General features: G+C 40.3%; 23 protein-coding genes and 1 pseudogene. 10 read left to right on the top strand and 14 right to left on the bottom strand.

The window, feature by feature from the left end:
* The first annotated feature begins 7 nt into the window (after positions 1–7).
* From FTV04_RS05260 to FTV04_RS05245, 4 genes and pseudogenes are all read left to right on the top strand, one after another.
* A complete protein-coding gene (locus tag FTV04_RS05260) occupies positions 8–985 on the top strand; it encodes a lipase family alpha/beta hydrolase (RefSeq protein ID WP_373688118.1) in 978 nt (325 codons plus the stop codon).
* Positions 986–1,353: 368 nt separating this feature from the next.
* Complete coding sequence (locus tag FTV04_RS05255; RefSeq protein WP_180039415.1) at positions 1,354–2,364, top strand: triacylglycerol lipase; 1,011 nt, start codon at positions 1,354–1,356, stop codon at positions 2,362–2,364.
* Between the two features lie 202 nt (positions 2,365–2,566).
* Positions 2,567–3,532, top strand: a complete 966-nt coding sequence (locus FTV04_RS05250; protein WP_180062828.1) for a triacylglycerol lipase — start codon at positions 2,567–2,569, stop codon at positions 3,530–3,532.
* Positions 3,533–3,783: 251 nt separating this feature from the next.
* A pseudogene (locus FTV04_RS05245) lies at positions 3,784–4,705 on the top strand (esterase/lipase family protein).
* 63 nt (positions 4,706–4,768) lie between these two features.
* Here FTV04_RS05245 and rplS read toward each other — a convergent pair.
* The 12 genes from rplS to ispH all read right to left on the bottom strand — a co-directional run bounded on the left by rplS (position 4,769) and on the right by ispH (position 15,306).
* Entirely contained in the window at positions 4,769–5,140 is a 372-nt protein-coding gene (rplS, locus tag FTV04_RS05240; protein WP_078189351.1) for a 50S ribosomal protein L19, read from the bottom strand.
* Between the two features lie 138 nt (positions 5,141–5,278).
* On the bottom strand, positions 5,279–6,019 hold the full coding sequence (gene trmD, locus FTV04_RS05235) for a tRNA (guanosine(37)-N1)-methyltransferase TrmD (RefSeq protein WP_180064838.1): 741 nt from the start codon (positions 6,017–6,019) through the stop codon (positions 5,279–5,281).
* Positions 6,020–6,061: 42 nt separating this feature from the next.
* Complete coding sequence (gene rimM, locus FTV04_RS05230) at positions 6,062–6,610, bottom strand: ribosome maturation factor RimM (protein WP_078189353.1); 549 nt, start codon at positions 6,608–6,610, stop codon at positions 6,062–6,064.
* A 17-nt stretch (positions 6,611–6,627) separates the two neighbouring features.
* Complete coding sequence (gene rpsP / locus FTV04_RS05225; RefSeq protein ID WP_078189354.1) at positions 6,628–6,885, bottom strand: 30S ribosomal protein S16; 258 nt, start codon at positions 6,883–6,885, stop codon at positions 6,628–6,630.
* 144 nt (positions 6,886–7,029) lie between these two features.
* A complete protein-coding gene (locus tag FTV04_RS05220; RefSeq protein WP_373688119.1) occupies positions 7,030–7,482 on the bottom strand; it encodes a type IV pilin protein in 453 nt (150 codons plus the stop codon).
* Positions 7,483–7,496: 14 nt separating this feature from the next.
* Positions 7,497–7,910, bottom strand: a complete 414-nt coding sequence (locus tag FTV04_RS16945) for a type IV pilin protein (protein WP_180088962.1) — start codon at positions 7,908–7,910, stop codon at positions 7,497–7,499.
* Positions 7,910–11,572 carry a pilus assembly protein gene (locus FTV04_RS05210; protein ID WP_180088961.1) on the bottom strand — a complete coding sequence of 1,221 codons (3,663 nt, stop codon included), beginning with the start codon at positions 11,570–11,572 and terminating at the stop codon, positions 7,910–7,912. Before FTV04_RS05210 ends, FTV04_RS16945 begins: the two co-directional genes overlap by 1 nt.
* Before the next feature lie 10 nt (positions 11,573–11,582).
* Positions 11,583–12,350, bottom strand: a complete 768-nt coding sequence (locus tag FTV04_RS05205; protein ID WP_257220965.1) for a hypothetical protein — start codon at positions 12,348–12,350, stop codon at positions 11,583–11,585.
* Positions 12,350–13,240: a PilW family protein gene (locus tag FTV04_RS05200; protein WP_180088959.1), complete on the bottom strand. Its 891-nt coding sequence runs from the start codon at positions 13,238–13,240 to the stop codon at positions 12,350–12,352. Before FTV04_RS05200 ends, FTV04_RS05205 begins: the two co-directional genes overlap by 1 nt.
* Positions 13,240–13,743, bottom strand: coding sequence for a type IV pilus modification protein PilV (pilV, locus tag FTV04_RS05195; protein WP_180088956.1), 504 nt, complete (start codon positions 13,741–13,743; stop codon positions 13,240–13,242). Before pilV ends, FTV04_RS05200 begins: the two co-directional genes overlap by 1 nt.
* Positions 13,740–14,192 carry a Tfp pilus assembly protein FimT/FimU gene (locus FTV04_RS05190; RefSeq protein ID WP_180088954.1) on the bottom strand — a complete coding sequence of 151 codons (453 nt, stop codon included), beginning with the start codon at positions 14,190–14,192 and terminating at the stop codon, positions 13,740–13,742. Before FTV04_RS05190 ends, pilV begins: the two co-directional genes overlap by 4 nt.
* Before the next feature lie 163 nt (positions 14,193–14,355).
* Positions 14,356–15,306 (bottom strand): 4-hydroxy-3-methylbut-2-enyl diphosphate reductase, encoded by a 951-nt coding sequence (gene ispH / locus FTV04_RS05185; protein ID WP_180088952.1) that lies wholly within the window; start codon positions 15,304–15,306, stop codon positions 14,356–14,358.
* A 133-nt stretch (positions 15,307–15,439) separates the two neighbouring features.
* Between ispH and gmk the strand changes: the two genes are divergently transcribed.
* The 6 genes from gmk (at position 15,440) to bfr (ending at position 20,316) form a co-directional block, all read left to right on the top strand.
* Positions 15,440–16,063: a guanylate kinase gene (gene gmk, locus FTV04_RS05180; RefSeq protein WP_078189363.1), complete on the top strand. Its 624-nt coding sequence runs from the start codon at positions 15,440–15,442 to the stop codon at positions 16,061–16,063.
* Positions 16,064–16,139: 76 nt separating this feature from the next.
* Positions 16,140–16,421 (top strand): DNA-directed RNA polymerase subunit omega, encoded by a 282-nt coding sequence (rpoZ, locus tag FTV04_RS05175; RefSeq protein ID WP_067762989.1) that lies wholly within the window; start codon positions 16,140–16,142, stop codon positions 16,419–16,421.
* Positions 16,422–16,639: 218 nt separating this feature from the next.
* On the top strand, positions 16,640–18,745 hold the full coding sequence (locus FTV04_RS05170) for a bifunctional (p)ppGpp synthetase/guanosine-3',5'-bis(diphosphate) 3'-pyrophosphohydrolase (protein ID WP_180088950.1): 2,106 nt from the start codon (positions 16,640–16,642) through the stop codon (positions 18,743–18,745).
* A 54-nt stretch (positions 18,746–18,799) separates the two neighbouring features.
* On the top strand, positions 18,800–19,183 hold the full coding sequence (locus tag FTV04_RS05165) for a RidA family protein (protein ID WP_078189365.1): 384 nt from the start codon (positions 18,800–18,802) through the stop codon (positions 19,181–19,183).
* A gap of 217 nt (positions 19,184–19,400) precedes the next feature.
* Entirely contained in the window at positions 19,401–19,595 is a 195-nt protein-coding gene (locus FTV04_RS05160; RefSeq protein ID WP_218949892.1) for a bacterioferritin-associated ferredoxin, read from the top strand.
* A 256-nt stretch (positions 19,596–19,851) separates the two neighbouring features.
* A complete protein-coding gene (gene bfr, locus FTV04_RS05155) occupies positions 19,852–20,316 on the top strand; it encodes a bacterioferritin (protein WP_180088948.1) in 465 nt (154 codons plus the stop codon).
* A gap of 47 nt (positions 20,317–20,363) precedes the next feature.
* On the opposite strand, the gene tfpZ is transcribed toward bfr, so the two are convergent.
* Positions 20,364–21,098 (bottom strand): TfpX/TfpZ family type IV pilin accessory protein, encoded by a 735-nt coding sequence (gene tfpZ / locus FTV04_RS05150; protein WP_180088946.1) that lies wholly within the window; start codon positions 21,096–21,098, stop codon positions 20,364–20,366.
* Positions 21,099–21,141: 43 nt separating this feature from the next.
* Complete coding sequence (locus tag FTV04_RS05145) at positions 21,142–21,570, bottom strand: pilin (RefSeq protein WP_180088944.1); 429 nt, start codon at positions 21,568–21,570, stop codon at positions 21,142–21,144.
* Positions 21,571–21,623 lie beyond the last annotated feature (53 nt).

Below are 21,623 nucleotides of genomic sequence, written 5' to 3'. Positions count from 1 at the left end.
TGAAATGATGAAAAAACCACAAGCTCTTTTATGCGCAATCATGGCTGCCTCAGCAGCTGCCGCAACCTCACAGTCCCAAGCTGCAGCTGGACTTCAACATGTCACCGCCAATAGCTCGGCAAGCTATGCTAAGACCAAATACCCGATTGTATTTACCCATGGCATGTTCGGGTTTACTCGCATTGGCTTTGACAGCTTTGGCATGGATTATTTTTATCAAATTTTGCCGGATTTAGCCCGCAACGGTGCCAATACCTTTGCTGCCCAAGTTTCTCCGCTAGAGTCGACAGAAGTTCGCGGTGAGCAATTGCTCTCTCAAGTCGAAGAAGTCCTTGCCCTGACCGGACAACCTAAAGTGAACCTCATTGGTCATTCACATGGTGGGCCAACCACACGTTATATTGCAGCGATCAAACCTGAATATGTAGCTTCGGTAACTGGGGTTGCAGGCACTTATCGCGGCTCTCTAGTCGCAGATAAGATCCAAGCCAACAAAACCATTAATTCAGTCTTTGGGGTACTCGGCGATCAACTTTTAGCACCGATTATTACTTGGGCTGAAGGCAACTCGAGTCTCCCTAATAGTGTCGATGCATCACTCACCGCAATCAGTGAAAAAGGTTCTGCTGAATTTAATGCAAAATTTCCAACCGCAGCACTGGCAGCGAACTGCAACGAGTCGGGTGCCAAAGTCGACAATGGCGTGTATTACTACTCATGGACGGGTACAGCGCAAGCCACGAATGTATTAGATGTATTAGATACAGTGATTAGTCAACTTGCCCCTTTGGCCTATGGAAATCGTGACAATGACGGTTTGGTTGGACGCTGTAGTACCCACATCGGACAAGTAATCCGTGATGACTATAATCACAACCACTTAGATGAGGTCAATATGGTCTTTGGTCTGCGCAGCCTATTTTCCCCAGACCCAGTTGCGCTCTACCGCCAACATGCCAATCGTTTAAAATTACAGGGACTGTAACTTCAAAAGTTGGTTCCCTTTAAGTACTGAACAGGACGTCTTTGGACGTCCTTTTTTTGTTTACAATGTTTTTATTTGTAAGTATTAAACAAACTAATTCAATAAGTTATTAAATCATAACAACTAAAATAAATAGCAAAAATAAAAGACGAATGTATATAAATATACTTGTCACCTCAACGCCGCCCATGTCCTAAAATGACATGGAATTTCAAACCGAGCATGAAAAAATGGCAAGGCATCTTTGTCTATTCAAACTCTCTAAAATCAAAGATATGGCCTGGCCAGTCACAAAGATGTTGCTTAAAAACAGAGAGTATTTTCATGATTAAAAAGTAATAAAAACAACATCAGATCAAGGAACATTTATGCGATCTTTAGTAAACACGGCCAAGATGGCCTCTGTAGCTGCAGTTGCAGGCTTAGCGATGAGTATATCGGCAAGCACTCAAGCTGCGCCTAGCGTCCTCCAGGTGAAGGAAACGGCAAAATCGGACTACGCAAAAACCAAATATCCAATTTTAATGGTGCATGGTTGGCTCGGTTGGTCACGTATCGGCACCGACACCATCGGACTGGATTATTGGTACCAAATCTTGCCAGATATGGCACGAAATGGCTCAACCGTATTCGCAGCGCAATTATCTCCTGCAAATACCACAACACATCGTGGCGAGCAGTTAATTGCACAAGTTGAAGATGTTTTGGCTATTACAGGGAAACCAAAACTTAACTTAATTGGTCACTCTCATGGTGGTCCAACTGTATTGTATGTTGCTCAAACAAAACCACAGTACATTGCGTCTATTACAGGTGTTGCAGGTACCTATCACGGCTCTAAAGTAGCGGATGATATTCAAGGCAACTCACTTTCTCGTACTGCCTTCAATATTTTAGGTGATTATATTGTCGGCCCACTGATTGCTTTAGGTCAGGCAAAACCTGAGCTTGAAATTGATTTCGATGCTTCTATGAAATCATTATCACAAACAGGTTCTGCTGCATTTAACAGTACAGTTGCAAAATCTGCTGTAGCTGACGGTGTTTTGGCATCTTCAGAAAATTGCAGCAAAAACTTAAAGCAAGTCGACAGCAAAGGCATTCAGTACTATTCATGGACCGGTGTTGCGCAAACCACAAATCTACTTGATATCGATACGATCCTAATGCAACTCGGGCCATTGTCGTATGGCAATAAAGACAATGACGGTATGGTTGCACGTTGTAGTGCTTATATCGGTAAAGTCATTAACGATAGCTACAAACTTAACCATACCGATTTAGCCAATATGATGTTTGGCTTAACAGGGCTATTTGCACAAGATCCTGTGGCGCTGTACCGTCAACATGCAAACCGTTTAAAACTGCAAGGACTTTAATTCTTATCGTTGAAATTTAAATGCAATAAGGGGGCTTCGGCCCTCTTATTTACTTTAATCGATCTGATAAATCATGCTCTTTTATTTTGTTACATTTAGCGTCACAGTTAATCTTTTTCAATTTGCAACAGGTGATCTTTATTGCTTTATTAGAAGTGACAATAAATATTGTCATAAAACAATAATACATTGAGGATCGCTCATGAAATACGGACCATTTTTAGCAGGTTTAATTGCAGCTACGTTCATCGGTAATGTATCTGCATCGCAAGCAACCCAAGTCACCGCCAAAACTAGTTCTAGCTATGCAAAGACCAAATATCCAATCGTATTTAACCATGGTATGGGTGGTTTTATTACCGTTGGTACGGACTCATTTGGACTCGACTATTGGTATCAAATCCTTCCTGATCTTGCCCGAAATGGTGCAAATGTTTGGGCAACTCGCGTATCGCCTTTTAACTCTACCGAAGTGCGTGGCGAACAGCTTCTACAACAAGTTCTTGAAATCCAAGCACTCACAGGTGCGGATAAGGTGAATTTGATTGGACACAGCCATGGTGGGCCAACAATTCGTTATGTTGCCGGTGTGCGCCCAGATGTGGTGGCTTCATTAACCAGTGTTGCAGGACCTCATCAAGGCTCCCCTGTAGCAGACTTAATTTTAAAAGCTGAAGGCACCGCTGTCGAAGCACCCTTAGTCGGAGCTGTGAATTTTGTCTCTAAAGCCATTGTTTGGGCGCAAGGTCTAGATCCAACGACTTATCCTCATGACGCATTGGCAGGTGGTTCAAGTTTAACGCTAGCGGGTTCTGCAAAGTATAACGCCGCATTCCCTCTGGGCTTGCCTAAATCCAATTGTGCTGATGGCAATAGCGTGGAAAAAGGCATTTACAACTATTCATTTACAGGCGTTGGCCAAATCACCAATATTTTAGATTTAGACTCAGCCCTAAAAGTGACCGCATTACTGATCGATGGCGGAAAAGACAATGATGGCCTCGTATCACGCTGTAGTGCCAAATTTGGTAAAACCATTCGTGATAACTACAACTGGAACCATTTAGATGAAGTCAACCAAGTGCTTGGTCTCAAAGCGTTGTTCGCACCAGATCCTGTCGATGTTTATCGTCAACATGCCAATCGTTTAAAACTTCAAGGTTTATAATTTAGTAAAGCTATACATTAAACCCTGTAAATTCAGGGTTTAATGATATTTTCATTAATCAATATACAAAATATCTTTCATTCTATCGATTAGTTCTCACATTTTTCTTTCCTTTTTTATAATCCTTAATGACAATAAAAATTGTCAGATAGGCAATTTTGTCTATTTCCAAACTAAACTGAATCAAAGTTTGAAAACCAAAACAAAAAGAAAGGAATGAAAAATTGCTCTGTGCCACGCTCCTTGCAAGTATGGCAGTGACCCAAACGCATGCTGCATTGGGTATACAGCAAGCGACCACTAAAAAAGTCATCGACAATTATGCTGAAACCAAATACCCCCCTAGTGTTTGTACACGGGATGTTTGGTTTTAATCGCTTAGGCGGTGCCGTTTTTGGTCTAGATTATTGGTATCAAGTTCTCCCTGATTTAGCAAGCCATAAGGCTACGGCCTTTGCTACACAAATCTCCCCGTTGGAGTCCATTGAAGTTCGCGGTGAACAACTGTTAGACCAAGTTGAACAAGTGGTTGCGATTACTGGCAAACCTAAAGTGAATTTAATTGGTCACTCACATGGTGGCCCTACGGCTCGATATATTGCGGGTGTACGACCTGATTTGGTTGCCTCTGTCAGTACGGTCGCAGGAACCAATGACGGTTCACCTGTGGCAGATTTAGTACAGAGTGTCCCGATTTTAAATGGCGTATTAGCGACTGTTATGGATGCCTTAATGACCCCAGTGATTAACTTCGCCCAGCAGTCTAACCTCCCTTCAAATTTTAAAGCTTCGATCTACAGTATGTCTCAACCGGGTGTGAAAGCCTTTAACGCAAAATTTCCACTCGGTATGCCTGCAACCAAATGTGCTGATGGCTCAAGTGTTGCCAATGGCATTAGCTTCTATTCATGGACAGGTATATCTAACACCACCAACTTACTTGATCCAGATACGATCTTTACTGCAATGGAGCCAATTGCATTTAGCGGACAACCGAACGACGGCTTAGTGAGCCAATGTAGCAGTAAATTGGGTAAAACCGTCCGTGATAATTATAAGTGGAACCATTTCGATGAAGTCAATCAAGTATTGGGCTTGAAAGGACTATTTGCACCAGACCCTGTTTCAGTCCACCGTCAACATGCCAACCGTTTGAAACTTGAAGTTTTATAACTTTCTTTCATGCATAAAAAAATGCGCCTAAAGGCGCATTTTTTTACAGCGTTGTAAAACAAATTATTTTGCTTTACGAGCTGGTAATTTTTCACGAATACGTGCAGCTTTACCAGACAATTCACGTAGGTAGTAAAGTTTAGCACGACGAACGTCACCTCGACGTTTCACTTCGATACCAGCAACGATTGGTGAGTGAGTTTGGAATACACGCTCAACACCGAAACCGCTAGAAATTTTACGTACTGTGAACGCAGAGTTCAAACCACGATTTTTCTTAGCAATTACAACACCTTCAAATGCCTGAAGACGTTCACGCTCACCTTCTTTTACTTTAACTTGAACAACTACTGTGTCACCAGGAGCAAAAGCAGGGATGTCTTGTTTCAACTGTGCATTTTCAACAGCTTGTACTAAAGGATGTTTACCGCTCATGGGGTATCTCCGATTATGCGAGTTAGAAGAGGTCTAATCATCGCTGGGGCTAGAGGCTAAAGCGCATAGACCCGATTGACTTTCCCTTTATGCTTGACCGCTTCAATGCATAAAGAGCCTAATATAAGATTTAAAAAATTAAACCTTGGAATCTTTTAGCCATTTCTTTTGCTGCTTGGTCAATTCAACTTTTTCAACCAACTCAGGTCGGCGTTCTAAAGTGCGTTGATATCGCTGCAAAAACCGCCACTTCTCAATATTGGCATGATGTCCCGATTTTAATACTTCAGGAACATCTAAACCTTCAAAATGGTCTGGCTTGGTATATTGTGGGCAATCTAAAAGACCATCCACAAATGAGTCTTGCACATGTGATTGCTCATCAGACATTGCACCCGGAAGTCTCCGAATCACACTATCCAATAAAACCATCGCAGGGAGTTCACCACCAGATAAAACGTAATCGCCTATTGACCATTCCTGATCAACATATTGTTGGATCAAACGCTCATCTACACCTTCATAACGACCACACAATACAATCAATCCATCATATTTGACGAAATCTTGTACCGAAGGTTCATTTAAGGTTTTTCCTTGCGGCGACATATACACCACAGGGACATGAACAGCACCCGCTTGCTTGGCAAGCTGTTTGGCACGATGAATTGCTTTCGCTAATGGCTCAGCCATCATCACCATACCTGGACCACCACCAAATGGACGTTCATCCACTCTTTTGTAGTTGCCCTCAGCAAATTCGCGTGGATTGATACAATGAACTTGCACAATGTCACGTTTTGCTGCGCGCCCGCTAATACCGTAGGCTGTAATCGCTTCAAACATTTCAGGAAAAAGCGTAATGACTGCAAAAAACATCGCAGACTCCTCTATTTTCCTGCTGCGTCAATCCTTAAAGGATTAATAATCTACGCCCCAATTTACGTAGATACGACCAGCTTCGAGATCAACACGCTGTACTACATCTTTATGCCATGGAATCATTCGCTCTTCGCTATCGACACTGTCAGCAGTAGCGCGAACTACCATCACGTCGTTAGCACCTGTTTCAAACAATTCGTGGATTTGACCGAGGTTGACTTCTTGTTCATCTTCTCCAAGACCTAACACTGTTAAGCCCTTCAAATCTGACCAGTAATACTCGTCCACGCCTGCTTGAGGCAGTTGCGATTTAGAAATCCAGATATTTGCGCCAACCAAGTTATCTGCCGCGGTACGATCACTCACACCTTTTAGCGAAACAACCAAGCCTTTGCCATGTGGTTTCCAACGTTTTACATCTACTGTTTGCCAACCTGCTTTGGTCTCAATGTACCAAGGGAGGTAGTCAAAAATATTGCTCATAGGTTCTGTATTGGAATAGACCCAGAGCCACCCATTTAATCCATATGCTGAACGTAGCTGTCCAATCTGAATACGATCTTCGGGAACATTCTGTGTTGGTGTCATGGGTAACCTACTACTAATTAAGCAGTAGCTGCAGCTTTCTTAGCTTCAGCAGCTAAAGAAGCAACACGTTCTGAAGGTTGAGCACCTTGTGAAACCCAGTGAGCAAAACGGTCAGCATCTAAACGAAGTTTTTCTGCTTTACCTTGAGCTGTAGGGTTGAAGAAACCGATACGTTCGATGAAACGACCGTCACGTGCATTACGGCTATCAGTCACAATGATTTGATAGAACGGACGTTTTTTAGCACCACCGCGTGCAAGACGAATAACAACCATGATAGAACCTTATAGTTTTTACGGATTATCCCTGTACCGACCATCGATACATTTCAAACCCCTTTCATAGAGGGCAATATTTTACGTTAAATTCATTCAAAGGGAAAGATTAATATTTACTTATCCACAGCTTTGAATTTAATCTCAATCCCAATTAGATGTGCCATCAGGTATACAGCGTGTTAAATCATTATTAGGTGTCCAGCATTTCTGCCCTTGACTATCTAAACCTAAGGCTCCATCCCCCTTTTGGTTATTATCGGTGATGGCAACTAAAAGCCAACTGTTTTGCGTTACATTTTCAATAGAAACCTTATACGTAGCTGTACCGCTCTTTGGAAAATTCGCAATACCCGAATAATCAGCAGCATATCCCAAATCAGAAAAAGTAATAGCTGTACCATTTGGTGTAAAAGTATGATGTACTGCCTTAAACTGCTGCAGTTTAGATGCAATTTCTAAAAGCTCACTTTGCATTTCAACTCGCTTTGTTTTACGTACATGCTGTTGATATGACGGAATTGCTATTGCCGCTAAAATTGCAACGATTGCAACAACGATAATCATTTCGATAAATGTAAATCCTTTAGACTTAATCAACTTCAGCCCTCCTATTTACATTCATCTGGAACATTACAACTGGTATCAGACCATTCACAATGAGCGCCTTTACTATTCTGCGCAAAGTTTTTATAACGGCTGGCATTATCTAACGCACTATTTACACACCCCTTCATCGTCCATGTTTGGACTTGAGGATCTATAGAAACCGTATAAACCACCTCACTGGAAGATGGATTTTTCATAATTTCAATATCTGCATCAGGAAAATTATTGTAACTGAAATTACGTGACTTCTCTTTTTCAAGTTTCAGTGCAATATCACCCATCTTTTGTACGACTAATTTTTCATGATTTTTTCTAACGTAAGCCGCATAGCTGGGTAATGCAATAGCAGCTATTACTGCTATTACAATTACCACAACCATAAGCTCAATCAAAGTAAAGCCTTTCATAATTTTCATTATTTATTACTCTTTGCTTTGTATGGCGAATACTCAAACCATTTCTTCGGCAAAAGCTTATTCGCTGTTACGTATTCATCTGGCTTAGGATTTGGCGGCTGATTAAAAATAAATGTTCGATGGTCATCTTTTGACCCTGGACCAACTGTAAGCCCAAGAATACCTGCACCTAATTTACCCACCTTATCGACACTTGTTTTGCTGGCACCACAATCACCATCAGGCAAGCAAAACTTATACAAAGTGCTCTCACCCGTAATGCCGCCTGTACAAGAGGTAGCATTCTCGCCAGCTGTACTATTTCGCGGATCAAAAATAGCCATATACAGATCATTATCTAACGCAACACCCTCTTCAATAATTCGGCTTTGATATGTCTCACTTTCGACACTTTGTTTTGGTAACACGTAATACCAGCCTTTATGGTCAGCTGTCTGCTTTTGGCTCTTATAAATTTCTCTTAAATTCCCCTCAAGAATTGTAGCTTGAGCACTTGGCGTTCGTTGAGTCACACCATAGTCATACAATCCAACCAATAAGTCATTCACTTGAGAAGATCTTAAAGGACTGCTTCTATCACCAGACCCCATCGACAGGACTGCGTATCGTGTCATTCCTGACTTATGAATTGTGAATGTAGGCGGCTCATAAAAACGGCGCTGTCCCAAATCAGCAAACTCAAAAGCATTTAACGTAAATGGCTGGTTCTTATCTTCATCATCACTAATAAAATGTTTAGGATTTAAATCAATTCTAAAGACTTTTCCACCTAAATCACCTGTATACAAATGATCTGCAATACCATCACCATCACGATCAATTACTTTAATTCGTGATGGAATACTATTATACATTGTTCCAATTTCATTAAAGGCAGGTGTAGTGACAGCACCATCACTATCTAAAACAGCATCCGATGACTCGTCCGCAGTTGTATTTGTACCTTTACTCGCCCACCACAACAGTTGGCCATTTTTAGCATCAAAAATGTAAATACCATTACCTTTGACCGATTTTGAACCATCATTATTGGTAAAAGCTGGATCCTCATATTCCTTGTCATAACCGCCACCGACAATCATCGCAAGTTTCTTTTCACCATTCCAACGGATATAAGCTAACGATGGTTTTGACCAGCTTTGCCCCATATGCGATAACGGACCAGACTCAACCGCATCTGGATTAATATGGAACATCAATTTTGGTTCCGCCATATCCGAAAGATTCAAAGCATAATAGCTGCGGCCGCCCATACGTAAACCGCCATAGACATATTGATGACTTTTAGAACTATTTGCCTTTACAACCAACGACCCGCTTGTACTTTCTAAAACTTTTTTACCATCTACTTCTTTATAATTATCAGTCACCTGTGGCTCATATACAGTATGCGCTACCCAAGGGCCATCCACGCCATAGAAGAATGTATCTACAGAATCAGTGCGTTCCATAGCTAAAGATTCAGCAAAACCTTTCGCTTGATTTGCAATAAACTCTTGAGGCACAAAGCTAAATACATCTGTACCGCCATTAGCATCAATAGCACTTGTGTCCTGCTGGCCTGCTTTTACAATATGCAGCACACCTTGCGTGGTGCCAAACATAATATAATCTTCACGGTTTTTAGAGGACTGAACGCCGTTGACAACATTGACTGCGCCTTTTTGTGTTAAAAGCACTGGTGTAGAGTGAATAACAGAACCTAGCTGATGACCTCTAGCATCTGTTTTAGTCTTCAAATATTCTAATTGCTGTGTCTGATCCATTGCACCCAATGCTTCAAAATCAGCCAGTGTCAGTTTCGAAAATCCTAAAAGACCATATAAATATTCACTATTCGGAAGTTTATTTGCATCAGATAAAACAACCGATGCTTCTACAAGCTCGCCATCTCTGTCTATAAACAATTTACGATTAAAGTCTGGTGCTCCATCCATTTTTGGTAAATTATTAGCTTTTAAACGACTTAGATGCCCGCCCCAGCCCACTGAAGGGTCATCATCACTGCTGCCAGCTTCACTAAACCAAAAATCTCTTAATTTTGCGCGAATTTGGTCTTGATCAAAAACAGTCGCATCTGAGGTGTCGTAAATAGAACCATTACTAACTTTAAATTTCTTTAAATTGCCCACCCATAGTTGAGCTTTTGTGCCAATAAGCGGCTTAAACATTGGGAAATACGAATAAGGCTGCAACTGCGTTGAATTTAATGCATCAACTGGAATTGTACTTGTGCCCATTGTTGAGCCTTCAACAGGAACTGATACATCACTAACAAATTGCTTAATGCTGCCTACAATATCCTCAGCCGACTGTGCATTGTAAAATCCACCTTGACCATATTTTTGGTTTTTAGTGCCCCATAAGCACAGACCTTTTTCAGGGTGGCTATACACAGAACATTCAAACTCACCATTTTTGGCATAATCAGAAGTTAAGTAATACCCACCACCAAAACCTACAGTTGCTGTTTTAATTAATTTTGAACCGTCATATAAAGTTTTAGCTTTACCAGCAACTCTACGCCAATGATCTGTTGTGAGATCATTACCGTACCAATCCCTGCCATAAACATAATCAAGCGCTGAATCGGCAACTTTTTCATCTTCAAAAAAATCTGTTGTTGCTGGATCAGGCTGTCCATCCGTTAAAAAGTAAATACCATTACCACTGCAGGATGGCTTAGCATTACTTACAGAATTACCAGTTGTAATTATCGAGCTGGCTTCTCTATAAGCCGATGCAATAGGTGTACCACCATTGGCTGTTAAGCCCTGCACTATTGCCGCGACCTTAGCTTTCCCCTCATCCGTCATACTTGTAAAAGATATTTCAGTAGAAAGATTAGTACTGGAATATTTTCCAATCGCAAAATTATGATCTTTTGTGATATCAGAAGAATTAATTAATTGATAAAAGCCTTTTTTTAAGTTAGCTAATCTAGTAAGACAGTTATATTCTCCAGCCTGACCCTCCACAGGTTCACAGATTTTCTTAATTCTTGTCAAATAATTTTGGTCGGCAGCATTTGATGCATTTAAATCCGCCTCTTTGACTAAGCAATAGGCTTCACCACTTTGCGCATAATCATACTCATGTTTAGATAAGGTTTTCGACAATGTAGTACCGCTCCAAACCCACCCTTTTTTATTATGCCAAGATGACCAAGATGCCGGACAAATATCAGTACTTACATTATTACAGCTTTCAACCGTTACTTCTGTCGCATTATACCTAGAAGCACCAGTAAAATTTTTTATGTCGATTTTTTTTATAATGTATTTACCCTTCTTCTCTCCAACAAACACATAGTTATTTCCCTCTTTTTTATAGTTTCCGTTATTATTGCCTTTATCTTCAAAAGTTATATAGTGAGTTCCCGCTTTAGATTGCGTATACGTAATCCCTTTACTGCTATTACAAACCTCTTTTGTAGCAGTATACCCATAATCATCTGGCAGGCTAGTACTCCCCATACTGCCAGACACGTCCAGCATAAAATAAATATTAATTGCGCCTGTACCGCCAGATTGATAAATATCAATATCTGAAGCAGAAATTTGGGTAGGAATACTGCTGACAATTAGCGCCGTAATAGATGTAGATAAAGCCGATACTTTAAATTGCATCCATTTTTTCTTAATGTATGTGCCATTTTTCATAACGACTCTCCTAAACTGCAACTTTTTTAATAAATTGTCCCAAACTGTATTCAGAGACTTGGGTTTTAAATGGAACCGAATGCTTACTTAAACACTCAGCAACCGTTTCCGCACTTACAGATGCATCTAAATAGCTCATCCCTCTTAGGCAAGCATTAATTGTCGCATTTGTCTCAGAACTTAATGCAGGCATAACCGTCGTAGCTGTAATAATTAACCGTACAGCCTCATCCAACTTGCCTGTTTCCGTATCCGTTCCTTCTTGATAAAACGCGAAAGGATCACTATCCGCTCCAGTATCCCCTGAAACTCTTACCGCAATCTGGGTCATTGCAGCTGCACGCCCGCTGACAAAATCAGCATTATCATTCGACACTTGACAAAAACCAGGACGGGCATCACCGCCAATATTCTCTATTTTTACTTCATCAACACCGTCAGTTTTCTCAATATAAGCCAAGCTTGCACGGTAGAATTGATAAAACTCAGTACTCTTGCCTCTATAGCAGATCACCAATTCTTTATCTCGGTTTGTATCCATTTTAGGATAGCCAAATAACCCCGTACCCACTAAGAACTCAGGAAATTGTGCACTGTCTTCAATCTTAAATAAGGCTGCATCATTATTTTGATCCATAATTCTGGAAACTTGGCTGCTCGTCGCCACATTCAAGCCAAATATGCCTGAACGTACCGCCATAACACCAATAATGGTCAGCAGCAGCACAACAACCAAAATGACGATTAACGCTGAACCCGTTTGCTTATTTTTAATCATCAGCGCTCCCCTAAACCATTTTTTAACGCAATCGTTTGCTCTACAGGTATTCGAATAAATTTCGTTGTCATCGTATCTGGCTTATACACACTGTACGATTCATTCAATAAAGAGTATTGCGTTTGTTCTGGTGTATTCGTTCCAGAACTGTCAATCGAACGTGCCAATAATCCAACCTGCAGAGAAACTGCACGCTTCCCTTTGTCAGCACTCACTGCTGCAGGCACTGCCGCAAACTGAGCTAAAGTCATATAACTAAGTTTATTTGTTTCAATATCTTGAACCCCAACCAACACCTTAAAATGGTCAATTCGGGGCATAATTATTTGACCGCCTTTGGTACTATCAGCATTCAATCCGCTAACAGTAGTTGATGCAGCTGTATATCTTCCAGCATCACACGCCAAAGCCAAATCATGTGCAGCTCCATTTTCATCTGGTCTTAAAAAATAACGCTGAACCACAACTTCTTGAGTACTTTCAATTAATGTACCTTCGCAATCGTATCCTCCCGTAACATTCGGACGGTATTGAATCACCAGTACATCACTTTTCTCCACTTGAGTACTGGCACTAGCCACCCCAGTAGAACTCACGCTTCTATTTGCCGTAATTAACGATGGATAATTTGAAGCATTTACAACAAGGCCTGAAATACCCGTGCTCTTCATATCGCGATTAATAATATTCAAATTCGTTAATTTCAAATCACTGACAACATAATTCAAGCCAATGTTCGCATTATCCTGCACATCAACCATTGCTGTTTGGAAAGCTAAACTTTTTTGACCTGACAACAGCATTTGCACAGCAACCAAGACAATAATTAGACCCAATGCAAGCGAAATCATTAACTCTACAAGCGTGAAGCCTAAATTCTTTTTATTCATTAGAAGGCCTCAATGACAATACATTTAGATTCTGGATAGTAGGCAAAATTATCTGATGATGTACAAGCATTATCATCCTCATCACCTTGTTCAGCTTTAGTTTCATCCCAAGCAACATAAATACATGCTCTGTTATTGGCAGTATCTGGACAAGTCAACAAGTTAATATCCATCGCTTTAGATTCTGCAATAGACTTAACGTCTGCAATATCTTTAGCCATAAAATCAGCAGGATCACACTCAACGACCGTATTATCTGTACTTAGACAATCAGAAACATCCCCCTCAGCTAACAACCCCGAAGCATCCGCATATACAATTCTATTTACATAAATACGTTCAGATAGATTACGAGCTAGATTGACTGCCTCAACTCTTTGCATTGCCTCTGCTGCTAGCTCAACAGAACGATACTGCAAAGCCATAAACCCTAAAACAGCAATTGCCAACACTAAAATTGAGACTATGATCTCAATCATTCCAACACCTTTCTGATAATTCATGGCTCCACCTCTCCACAGGCTCCATTAGAAGCCTGCTGCATCCCCAACTGCGACAGTTCTATTTTTTTTGTTTGTCCGCTTTTAATATGCGTCAGCTCGAAACATAACGGAAAATCCCCTGCAGCCGGATCTATCACACCATTATTTCTAAATAAAATCTCTTCACCATTCATATTAAAATCATATTTATCTTCATTAACATGCAAATATAAAGACTGATCGGGATCACCCGTCTCAGGCTCCCTGAAATATATAGGGACAGATTGGTTAGACACTCGGGATGTAGTTTTGCCATCACCCAGCACATATCCAAGCTCTTTGAATTCTTTTTTTAATTCATAATCATAAATCATAGATTGAAAAGAAGGCGCAGCCATCATGGCAATAATCGCCATCACAGCAATCGTCACCATCAGCTCTATTAACGTAAATCCATTATTTTTCTGCATACTCCCCCCAAGGCGCGCCAAACTTTACCCTATTAAAAATAATATCCAATTAAATTACAAAACAAACACAAATTAGGATAAAAGGCATAAAAAAACAGATAATTGCCAAAAAGCAATTATCTGTCAATTCTTAAAAAATTCAGAATGTTAAGTCATTAACACTTTATGCCTGAGTTACAGGAATACGTAACTCTTTTGGCAAACTAAATGTAATATTTTCTTCACGACCATCAAGCTCTTGAGGTGCTTTTGCCCCCCAATCTTGTAAACGCTGAATTACTTGTTTAATTAAGATTTCAGGTGCAGAAGCCCCCGCCGTTACACCAATTTTAGTGTGTTCATTAAACCATTCTTGCTGTAATTGATCCGCATTGTCTACCAAATAGGCATGCTTACCCATCCGTTCAGCCAATTCACGTAATCGGTTCGAGTTCGAAGAGTTCGGTGAACCCACAACCAGTACAACATCACATTGCTCGGCAAGATCACGTACGGCATCTTGGCGGTTTTGAGTGGCATAACAAATATCATCTTTACGCGGCCCCTGAATTTTTGGGAACTTCTGACGTAGGGCATCAATAACTTTTGCTGTGTCATCTATAGAAAGCGTTGTCTGAGTTACAAACGCTACTTTTTCAGGATGCACCACTTTTAGATCAGCAACATCTTGTTCATCTTCAACCAAATAAATCGAACCACCATTTTTGGTGTCATATTGACCCATTGTCCCTTCAACTTCTGGGTGACCTTCATGACCAATCAAAATCGCTTCCACACCTTCACGAGCGTACTTGGTCACTTCTATATGCACCTTGGTCACCAAAGGGCAGGTCGCATCAAAAACTTTTAGCCCACGGCGTTCAGCTTCTTGTTGTACCGCTTTAGATACACCATGCGCACTGAAGATCACAATATTGTCATCAGGTACTTCATCCAGTTCATCCACAAATATCGCACCGCGTTGACGTAAGTCGTCCACCACAAATTTATTATGTACTACTTCATGACGCACATATATTGGGGGATTAAAGCATTCCAGTGCACGGTTCACAATCGCGATGGCGCGATCAACACCTGCACAGAAACCGCGTGGATTAGCTAAAACAATTTCCATAGAATCCTCAATGCCCACTCAATTTTACGGGTATCACTTGAAATAAATGTAAACAATAGACGTCTGACTATTTTGTTTGGCGCGCGTCTACTCTAAAATAGAGAAGATATTTTATCATATCAGGAAAAATATCATGTCGGGTCTCTTGTTTGTCGTTTCTGCTGCTTCGGGAACGGGCAAAACATCCCTCGTTAAAGCCCTGCTTGAACGTGTAAACAATTTACATGTCTCTGTTTCTCATACCACTCGTGGTCAGCGTCCTGGCGAATTAGACGGCGTACATTACCATTTTGCAAAAAAAGAAGATTTTCTATCTTTGGTAAATGAAGGCGGCTTCATTGAATATGCAGAAGTTTTTGGTAATTATTACGGTACTGCACAGCGCACAGTAAAAGAACAATTGGCCAAAGGTCATGACGTTTTACTTGAAATTGACTGGCAAGGTGCTGAACAGGTTCGTAAACTTTTTCCTGAATCTAGACAAATTTTTATTCTCCCTCCGAGTCAGTTCGATTTACGTCAACGTTTATCCAATCGTGGTACAGACTCTGTTGAAGTGATTGAACATCGTCTCAGCTGTGCCGTAGAAGATATGCAGCAATACGTTAATTTTGACTATGTCATTATTAATGATGACTTTAATAAAGCACTGCATGACTTAGAGTCTGTGATTATTGCCAATCGTCTTGTTTTAAAACAACAAGCCATGCGCCATGAAAAACTGATTGAGAAATTAATCACCCCTACGGAACAGTGATTAAAACTTGAGTCTATAGACAAAGCACCTTATACTGCACAGTCTGTTAAAAATTTATATTCAAACGAGAATTCTTATGGCACGCGTAACCGTTGAAGATTGTTTAGACCATGTAGACAACCGCTTTGAGCTTGTACTAGTGGCAAGCAAACGCGCGCGTCAATTGGCACGTCAAGGTATCGAACCTACTGTTGAGTGGGACAATGACAAACCAACCGTTGTTGCTCTTCGTGAAATCGCAGCGGGTCACGTTTCTAAAGACATTTTGAAACAACGTGAACAAGACTACCAAACTTCAAGTTTAGACCTTGCACTTTCTGCAAATAACCTAAACTTAGACGGTTTTTCTTTCCAATAAGATAAACCTGACCTTAAAAGCCTAGTTTTTAACTAGGCTTTTTTTATGGATTCTCTTTAATATTTTACTCAGAACAGTTATAACATAAGCTTAAGAAGTGCAAAGCAAGCGAAAAAGATTTTCATTTTTTTAAACTAAAAAATTGACAAGTCATGCAATATGCATTTCATTAAAGTATTAACCGTTTCATTTGTAAATCAGTAGTAAAAGGGTGTTCTATGCCAGGCCCAATGGTCAGCCAAGCCAAGCAACAGTTAAATGTGATAATCGACGCTTACCTTTCAGTAAGTGATGTCGAACGCGTGCTTGAAGCTTGCGACTATGCGGATATTGCCCATGATGGTATTACCCGTAAAAGTGGCGAACCCTACATCCTTCATCCGATTGCGGTGAGCTGTATTTTGGCGCATATGCGTCTTGATGCGGAAACGTTAATGGCCGCTTTACTGCATGATGTCATCGAAGATACTGAATTTACTAAACAAGATATTACTGAAAAATTTGGTCTGACCGTTGCTGAACTCGTCGACGGCGTCACCAAACTCAGCCATTCTAGCGATAAAGAATATAATAAAGCTGCATCCTTCCGTAAAATTCTGCAAGCCACCCTACAAGACCCACGTGTCATTATTATTAAATTGGCAGATCGTTATCACAATATGACCACACTAGGTGCTTTACGCCCCGATAAGCGTGCTCGTATTGCCCAAGAAACCTTTGAAATTTTTGTACCAATGGCACGCCTTGTCGGTATGAATGAAATGGCCGACAACCTTGAACATTTGTGTTATCAAAATCTCGACTTAGATATGTATAACAATGTTCAAGAAGCTTTATTACAAACCAAACCGAAACGCTGCGAATACCAAACCAAGTGGGAAAATAACCTCACCGCCTTACTAGAACAACACCATATTTCAGGTCGAATTAAAAAGAAGAATAATAATATTGAATTACTTCGTCACTTTGTAAAAAACGATATCGATCTGCAAGAGCTTACCCATAGTCATGCCTTTGAAATTATTTTACAAAGCATCGCAGACTGTGACCGACTTGCTGATATCCTCAAAGAAAGTTTTAAAGTCCTTAATTACGCCGATCATATCCGTCGCCCACTCCCTGGTGGCAACCAGTCATTGATGATGCGCTTAAAAGGCGAAAAGACTATTTTATCTCTGACCATCCAAACAGAACTGATGCGTAAAGCGGCGCGATTTGGTGTGGTCCTTGGTGAAAATGCACCGCAAGCTTGTCGTTCAGCGATCCAAGCCTCCATGCAAAATTTAAACGTGTTAGTCGATGGCGCATGTGCCAAGACCACATTTAGTGAATTACTCGATTATCTACATCAAGAGAAAATTTGGGTTTACACCCCACACGGTCATTTGCATGAACTCCCTCAGGGTGCCACGGCGGTTGATTTTGCTTATTCAGCAAGCTTATTTTTGGGCAACCATGCTGTTGGTGCGAAAATTAATGGTGAAACCAAACCTCTCTCAACACCATTACTGAGTGGTCAAGTAGTAGAAATCATCACCGATGTTCTTGCAACACCAAACCCTGACTGGCTAAGCTTTATTAATACCCAAAAAGCCCGCCGCGCATTACAAAATATCCTCCGTGACCAAGATCAAGATGAACAACGCTTAGTTGGTCAACAAGCTTTAAATCGCGCATTAAAACTCTTTAACCGTTCTGTGAGTGATTTGACATTAGCTGATTGGGAAAATGTGCTGAATTGGCGTCATTTAAATGATAAAGAACAATTGTTTGAACAGATTGCAGTCGGTGACTTACTACCTCAATTGGTTGCCAATCATTTATATGCTCAAGACACCATTCAGACTTCAAACTCTGCACGCTTGATCTTGGGCACTGATGGTGTCGACGTTAAATATGCGCACTGCTGTAACCCGGTTTTAGGTGATCCAATACAAGGGCATTTATCACGTCGTGGTTTGATTGTGCACCGTTCACGTTGTCATAATTTATTGCATGAACAGCATTTACATCCTGAAAATATCATGCCTTTACACTGGACAACAGAAGACAGTGAAGACATTAGTTTTACAGCCTATTTATGCTTAAACATGCTGTTAAATGATGAGCAAATTTCAGAACTGATCTATCTATGCCGAAAAGAAAAAATAGGTGTAGAAACTGTCCGCTCACATGAAGAAAAAACCTATGTGAATATTGTTGTACACAACCGTAAACAAATTGCCGAAATTATCCGTAATTTAAGAATGCATTTTGGCTTCCCACGCATCAGTCGTTTGGCACAACCTGTTGCCATTGCTGAGCCTGCGAAAGTTGCCAGCTAACCTGACACCGCATATTTATATGTGCTGTGTCTGTGATGATAATAGGAGAAATAGATGTCCCGCCAGGTAATCCATACTGAAAATGCACCCGCTGCAATTGGTACTTACTCACAAGCCATTTTAGTGGGCGACACTTTGTATTTATCAGGTCAAATTGGCTTAGATCCATATAGCATGGAGCTGGTAGAAGGCATTGAAGCTCAAATTCGCCGTGTATTCGACAACTTAAAAGCGGTATGTGAAGCTGCAGGTGGTACGCTAGCAGATATCGCTAAGCTGAATATTTTCCTCACTGACCTTTCTAACTTCCAATTGGTCAACCAAATTATGGGCGAATATTTTGCTCAACCCTACCCTGCACGTGCTGCACTCGGTGTAGCCAGCCTACCAAAAGGTGCTTTAGTAGAAATGGATGGTGTGGTGATTATTAATCAATAAGTTAGTAAACATCGCATAAGCCCTTCACGAAATATCACATTCCAAAAGAACAAAAGCCTCACATGGAAATCTGAGCATTACTCAGATTTCCACTTAAATGGCAGTTTTTATTCAAAAACTCAATCACCTTAAAAGCATTTTTAAATGATTTTTATTGACAAACAATAATAATTATCAATAATATTACTTATCCCATTTATTCACTTGGTTTGATTTCATGTACGTTTGTTTGTGCCGTGGTATTACTGATCAAGACATTAAAGATGCAATTGCCAATGGCGCAGAAAGCTATCGTGAAGTTCGCGATATGCTCGATTTAGGCACCTGTTGTGGTCGCTGTGCTCCTGAAGCACGTATGATCATCAGTGATGAAGTTGCACAAATTGCAGCCTGTATCGCAATTGCTGCATAAACCAAGCTTTTAAATTTTCTCAACAATCATAATTATAAAACCAATGGTCTCAGACCATTCCTCCTCCCCCGCTTCTGACTCTAAGCGGGTTTTTATTTGTTAAAACCTGAAAATTAGTGCCTTGTTTTGATTGTGATTTTCATTTGCTGTTCTATAAAACACTCGCTAAATTACACTTTGTTGTTTAAGATATTTCTATTCTAATATCGAATTTATATTGCTTAATTCGAGCTTTATTGCAGTTAAGGAGTCAGACATGAAAGGCAATCGTGATGTAATTAATCAGTTAAATCAGGTGCTTTATCATCATTTAACTGCAATTAACCAATATTTTCTTCATTCACGTATGTTTAACGATTGGGGCATTGAGCAACTGGGTTCTGCAGAATATAAAGAATCAATTCGTCAAATGAAGCATGCCGATAAAATTATTGAGCGCATTTTGTTTTTAGAAGGTCTGCCAAACTTACAACACCTAGGTAAGCTGTATATCGGCCAACATACGGTTGAAGTCTTAAATTGTGATGTGCGCAAAGTCAAAGAGAACATTGAAGCCATTCAAGCAGCAGTGAAACTAGCAGAAGAGCAGTTAGATTATGTCACTCGAGATCTAGTTCAAGAGATTTTAGAAAAAGAAGAAGAATGGTTGGATTGGACGACGACTCAGCTAGATTTGGTTGAATCTGTTGGTACTGAAAATTATATTCAGAGTCAGATTTAAACTTAATTCATAAGTATAAAAAACCTGCTTAAGCAGGTTTTTTATACTTATTTTGAATACCGCAAGTCTACAATTTTTACAATTTCCGCCTTATCTTTATCAATTAAAACAACTAAAGGTAAAGCATATGTTTCTAACGGTAACCACGCTGTCGCATGGGGGTTTTCCTTTAAAATTTTTTCAACCTCTAATTTAGAGTTTACCTCATAAAGTTCAGATATATTCCTGGCTTCTTGACGCAAATCATGACTCAGCCGCTTAAGCGGCGTGTAGCGTTCTGGAAATTGCGCCAATGACGTTCCATTTAATAGTGATGACATTTGCTCAACTTGCCGCTGTTCAGCATTTTCAGCTTGTTTTACACCCACAAATTGCGGGTAAAGCAACGATGGCCTGGAAAATTCATGTTCGACCGCTGTATCAGCATTAGTTTGCATTTCATTATTACGAACCAGCTCAAATTTATCTGCATTAAAAGCAATCCATACGGGACGGGCTTGCGCAATACTATAAACACCATAACAAAGAGCAGAGATTTGTATCAATATAATGAACGTCAAATCAAATTTTAATGTCTTTTTCCCTTCTTTAAAGACTAAAACCCCCAACAATGGCCCCAAAATCACATCAATGATCAGCAGCATCAGAAAAATATGAGTAACACCAACTGCCTTGGCTAACGGTGATGGATACCATACAAAAAAAACAAAGCTCATCACTAGCAATGCTGCAAATACAGAAATCAATAAATGGCTTAGAAAAAATTTTTGCCGCTTGGACATAGGCCAACTCTTAACACATAGGTAAACCTAATCTACGCAAATTTCAAACACAGTCAACAGGTTTTAGTTTAGCCGCAATTCCGCTAGACGTGCTGCAACGCCAGGTACCATTCAGATCACGGCTTAAATAAATTGAAGATCCATTAATAACCGTCGCTGAGTTTTGTAATTGACATACCAAGGCTTGAGGCGCATTACCTGTGTTATTAGGCGAGTTTACGGCATATATACACGTACTCGATTCAGCACCAGAAAAAAACATATTAGGAACATTAAAATCACTGCTTCCAGAAGCAGAACCATTATTAAGAATCAACTCATATTGAGGTTTTGCACCGTTTAATTCAGCAATAGCCACTGTTATCTGAGATTTAGCAACGTAATTTTGATACATAGGAATAGCTATTGCTGCCAACACACCAATAATTGCTATAACAATCATGAGCTCAATAAGCGTAAAACCTTTTTGCATTAGATTACCCTCTAAATAACAGCAACAATACAAAAAGTATGCCAAAATTTATT

It is taken from the genome of Acinetobacter sp. YH12219 (assembly GCF_013417875.1).
Lineage (GTDB): Bacteria > Pseudomonadota > Gammaproteobacteria > Pseudomonadales > Moraxellaceae > Acinetobacter > Acinetobacter amyesii.
This window is presented reverse-complemented; position numbering and strand designations above follow the sequence as displayed.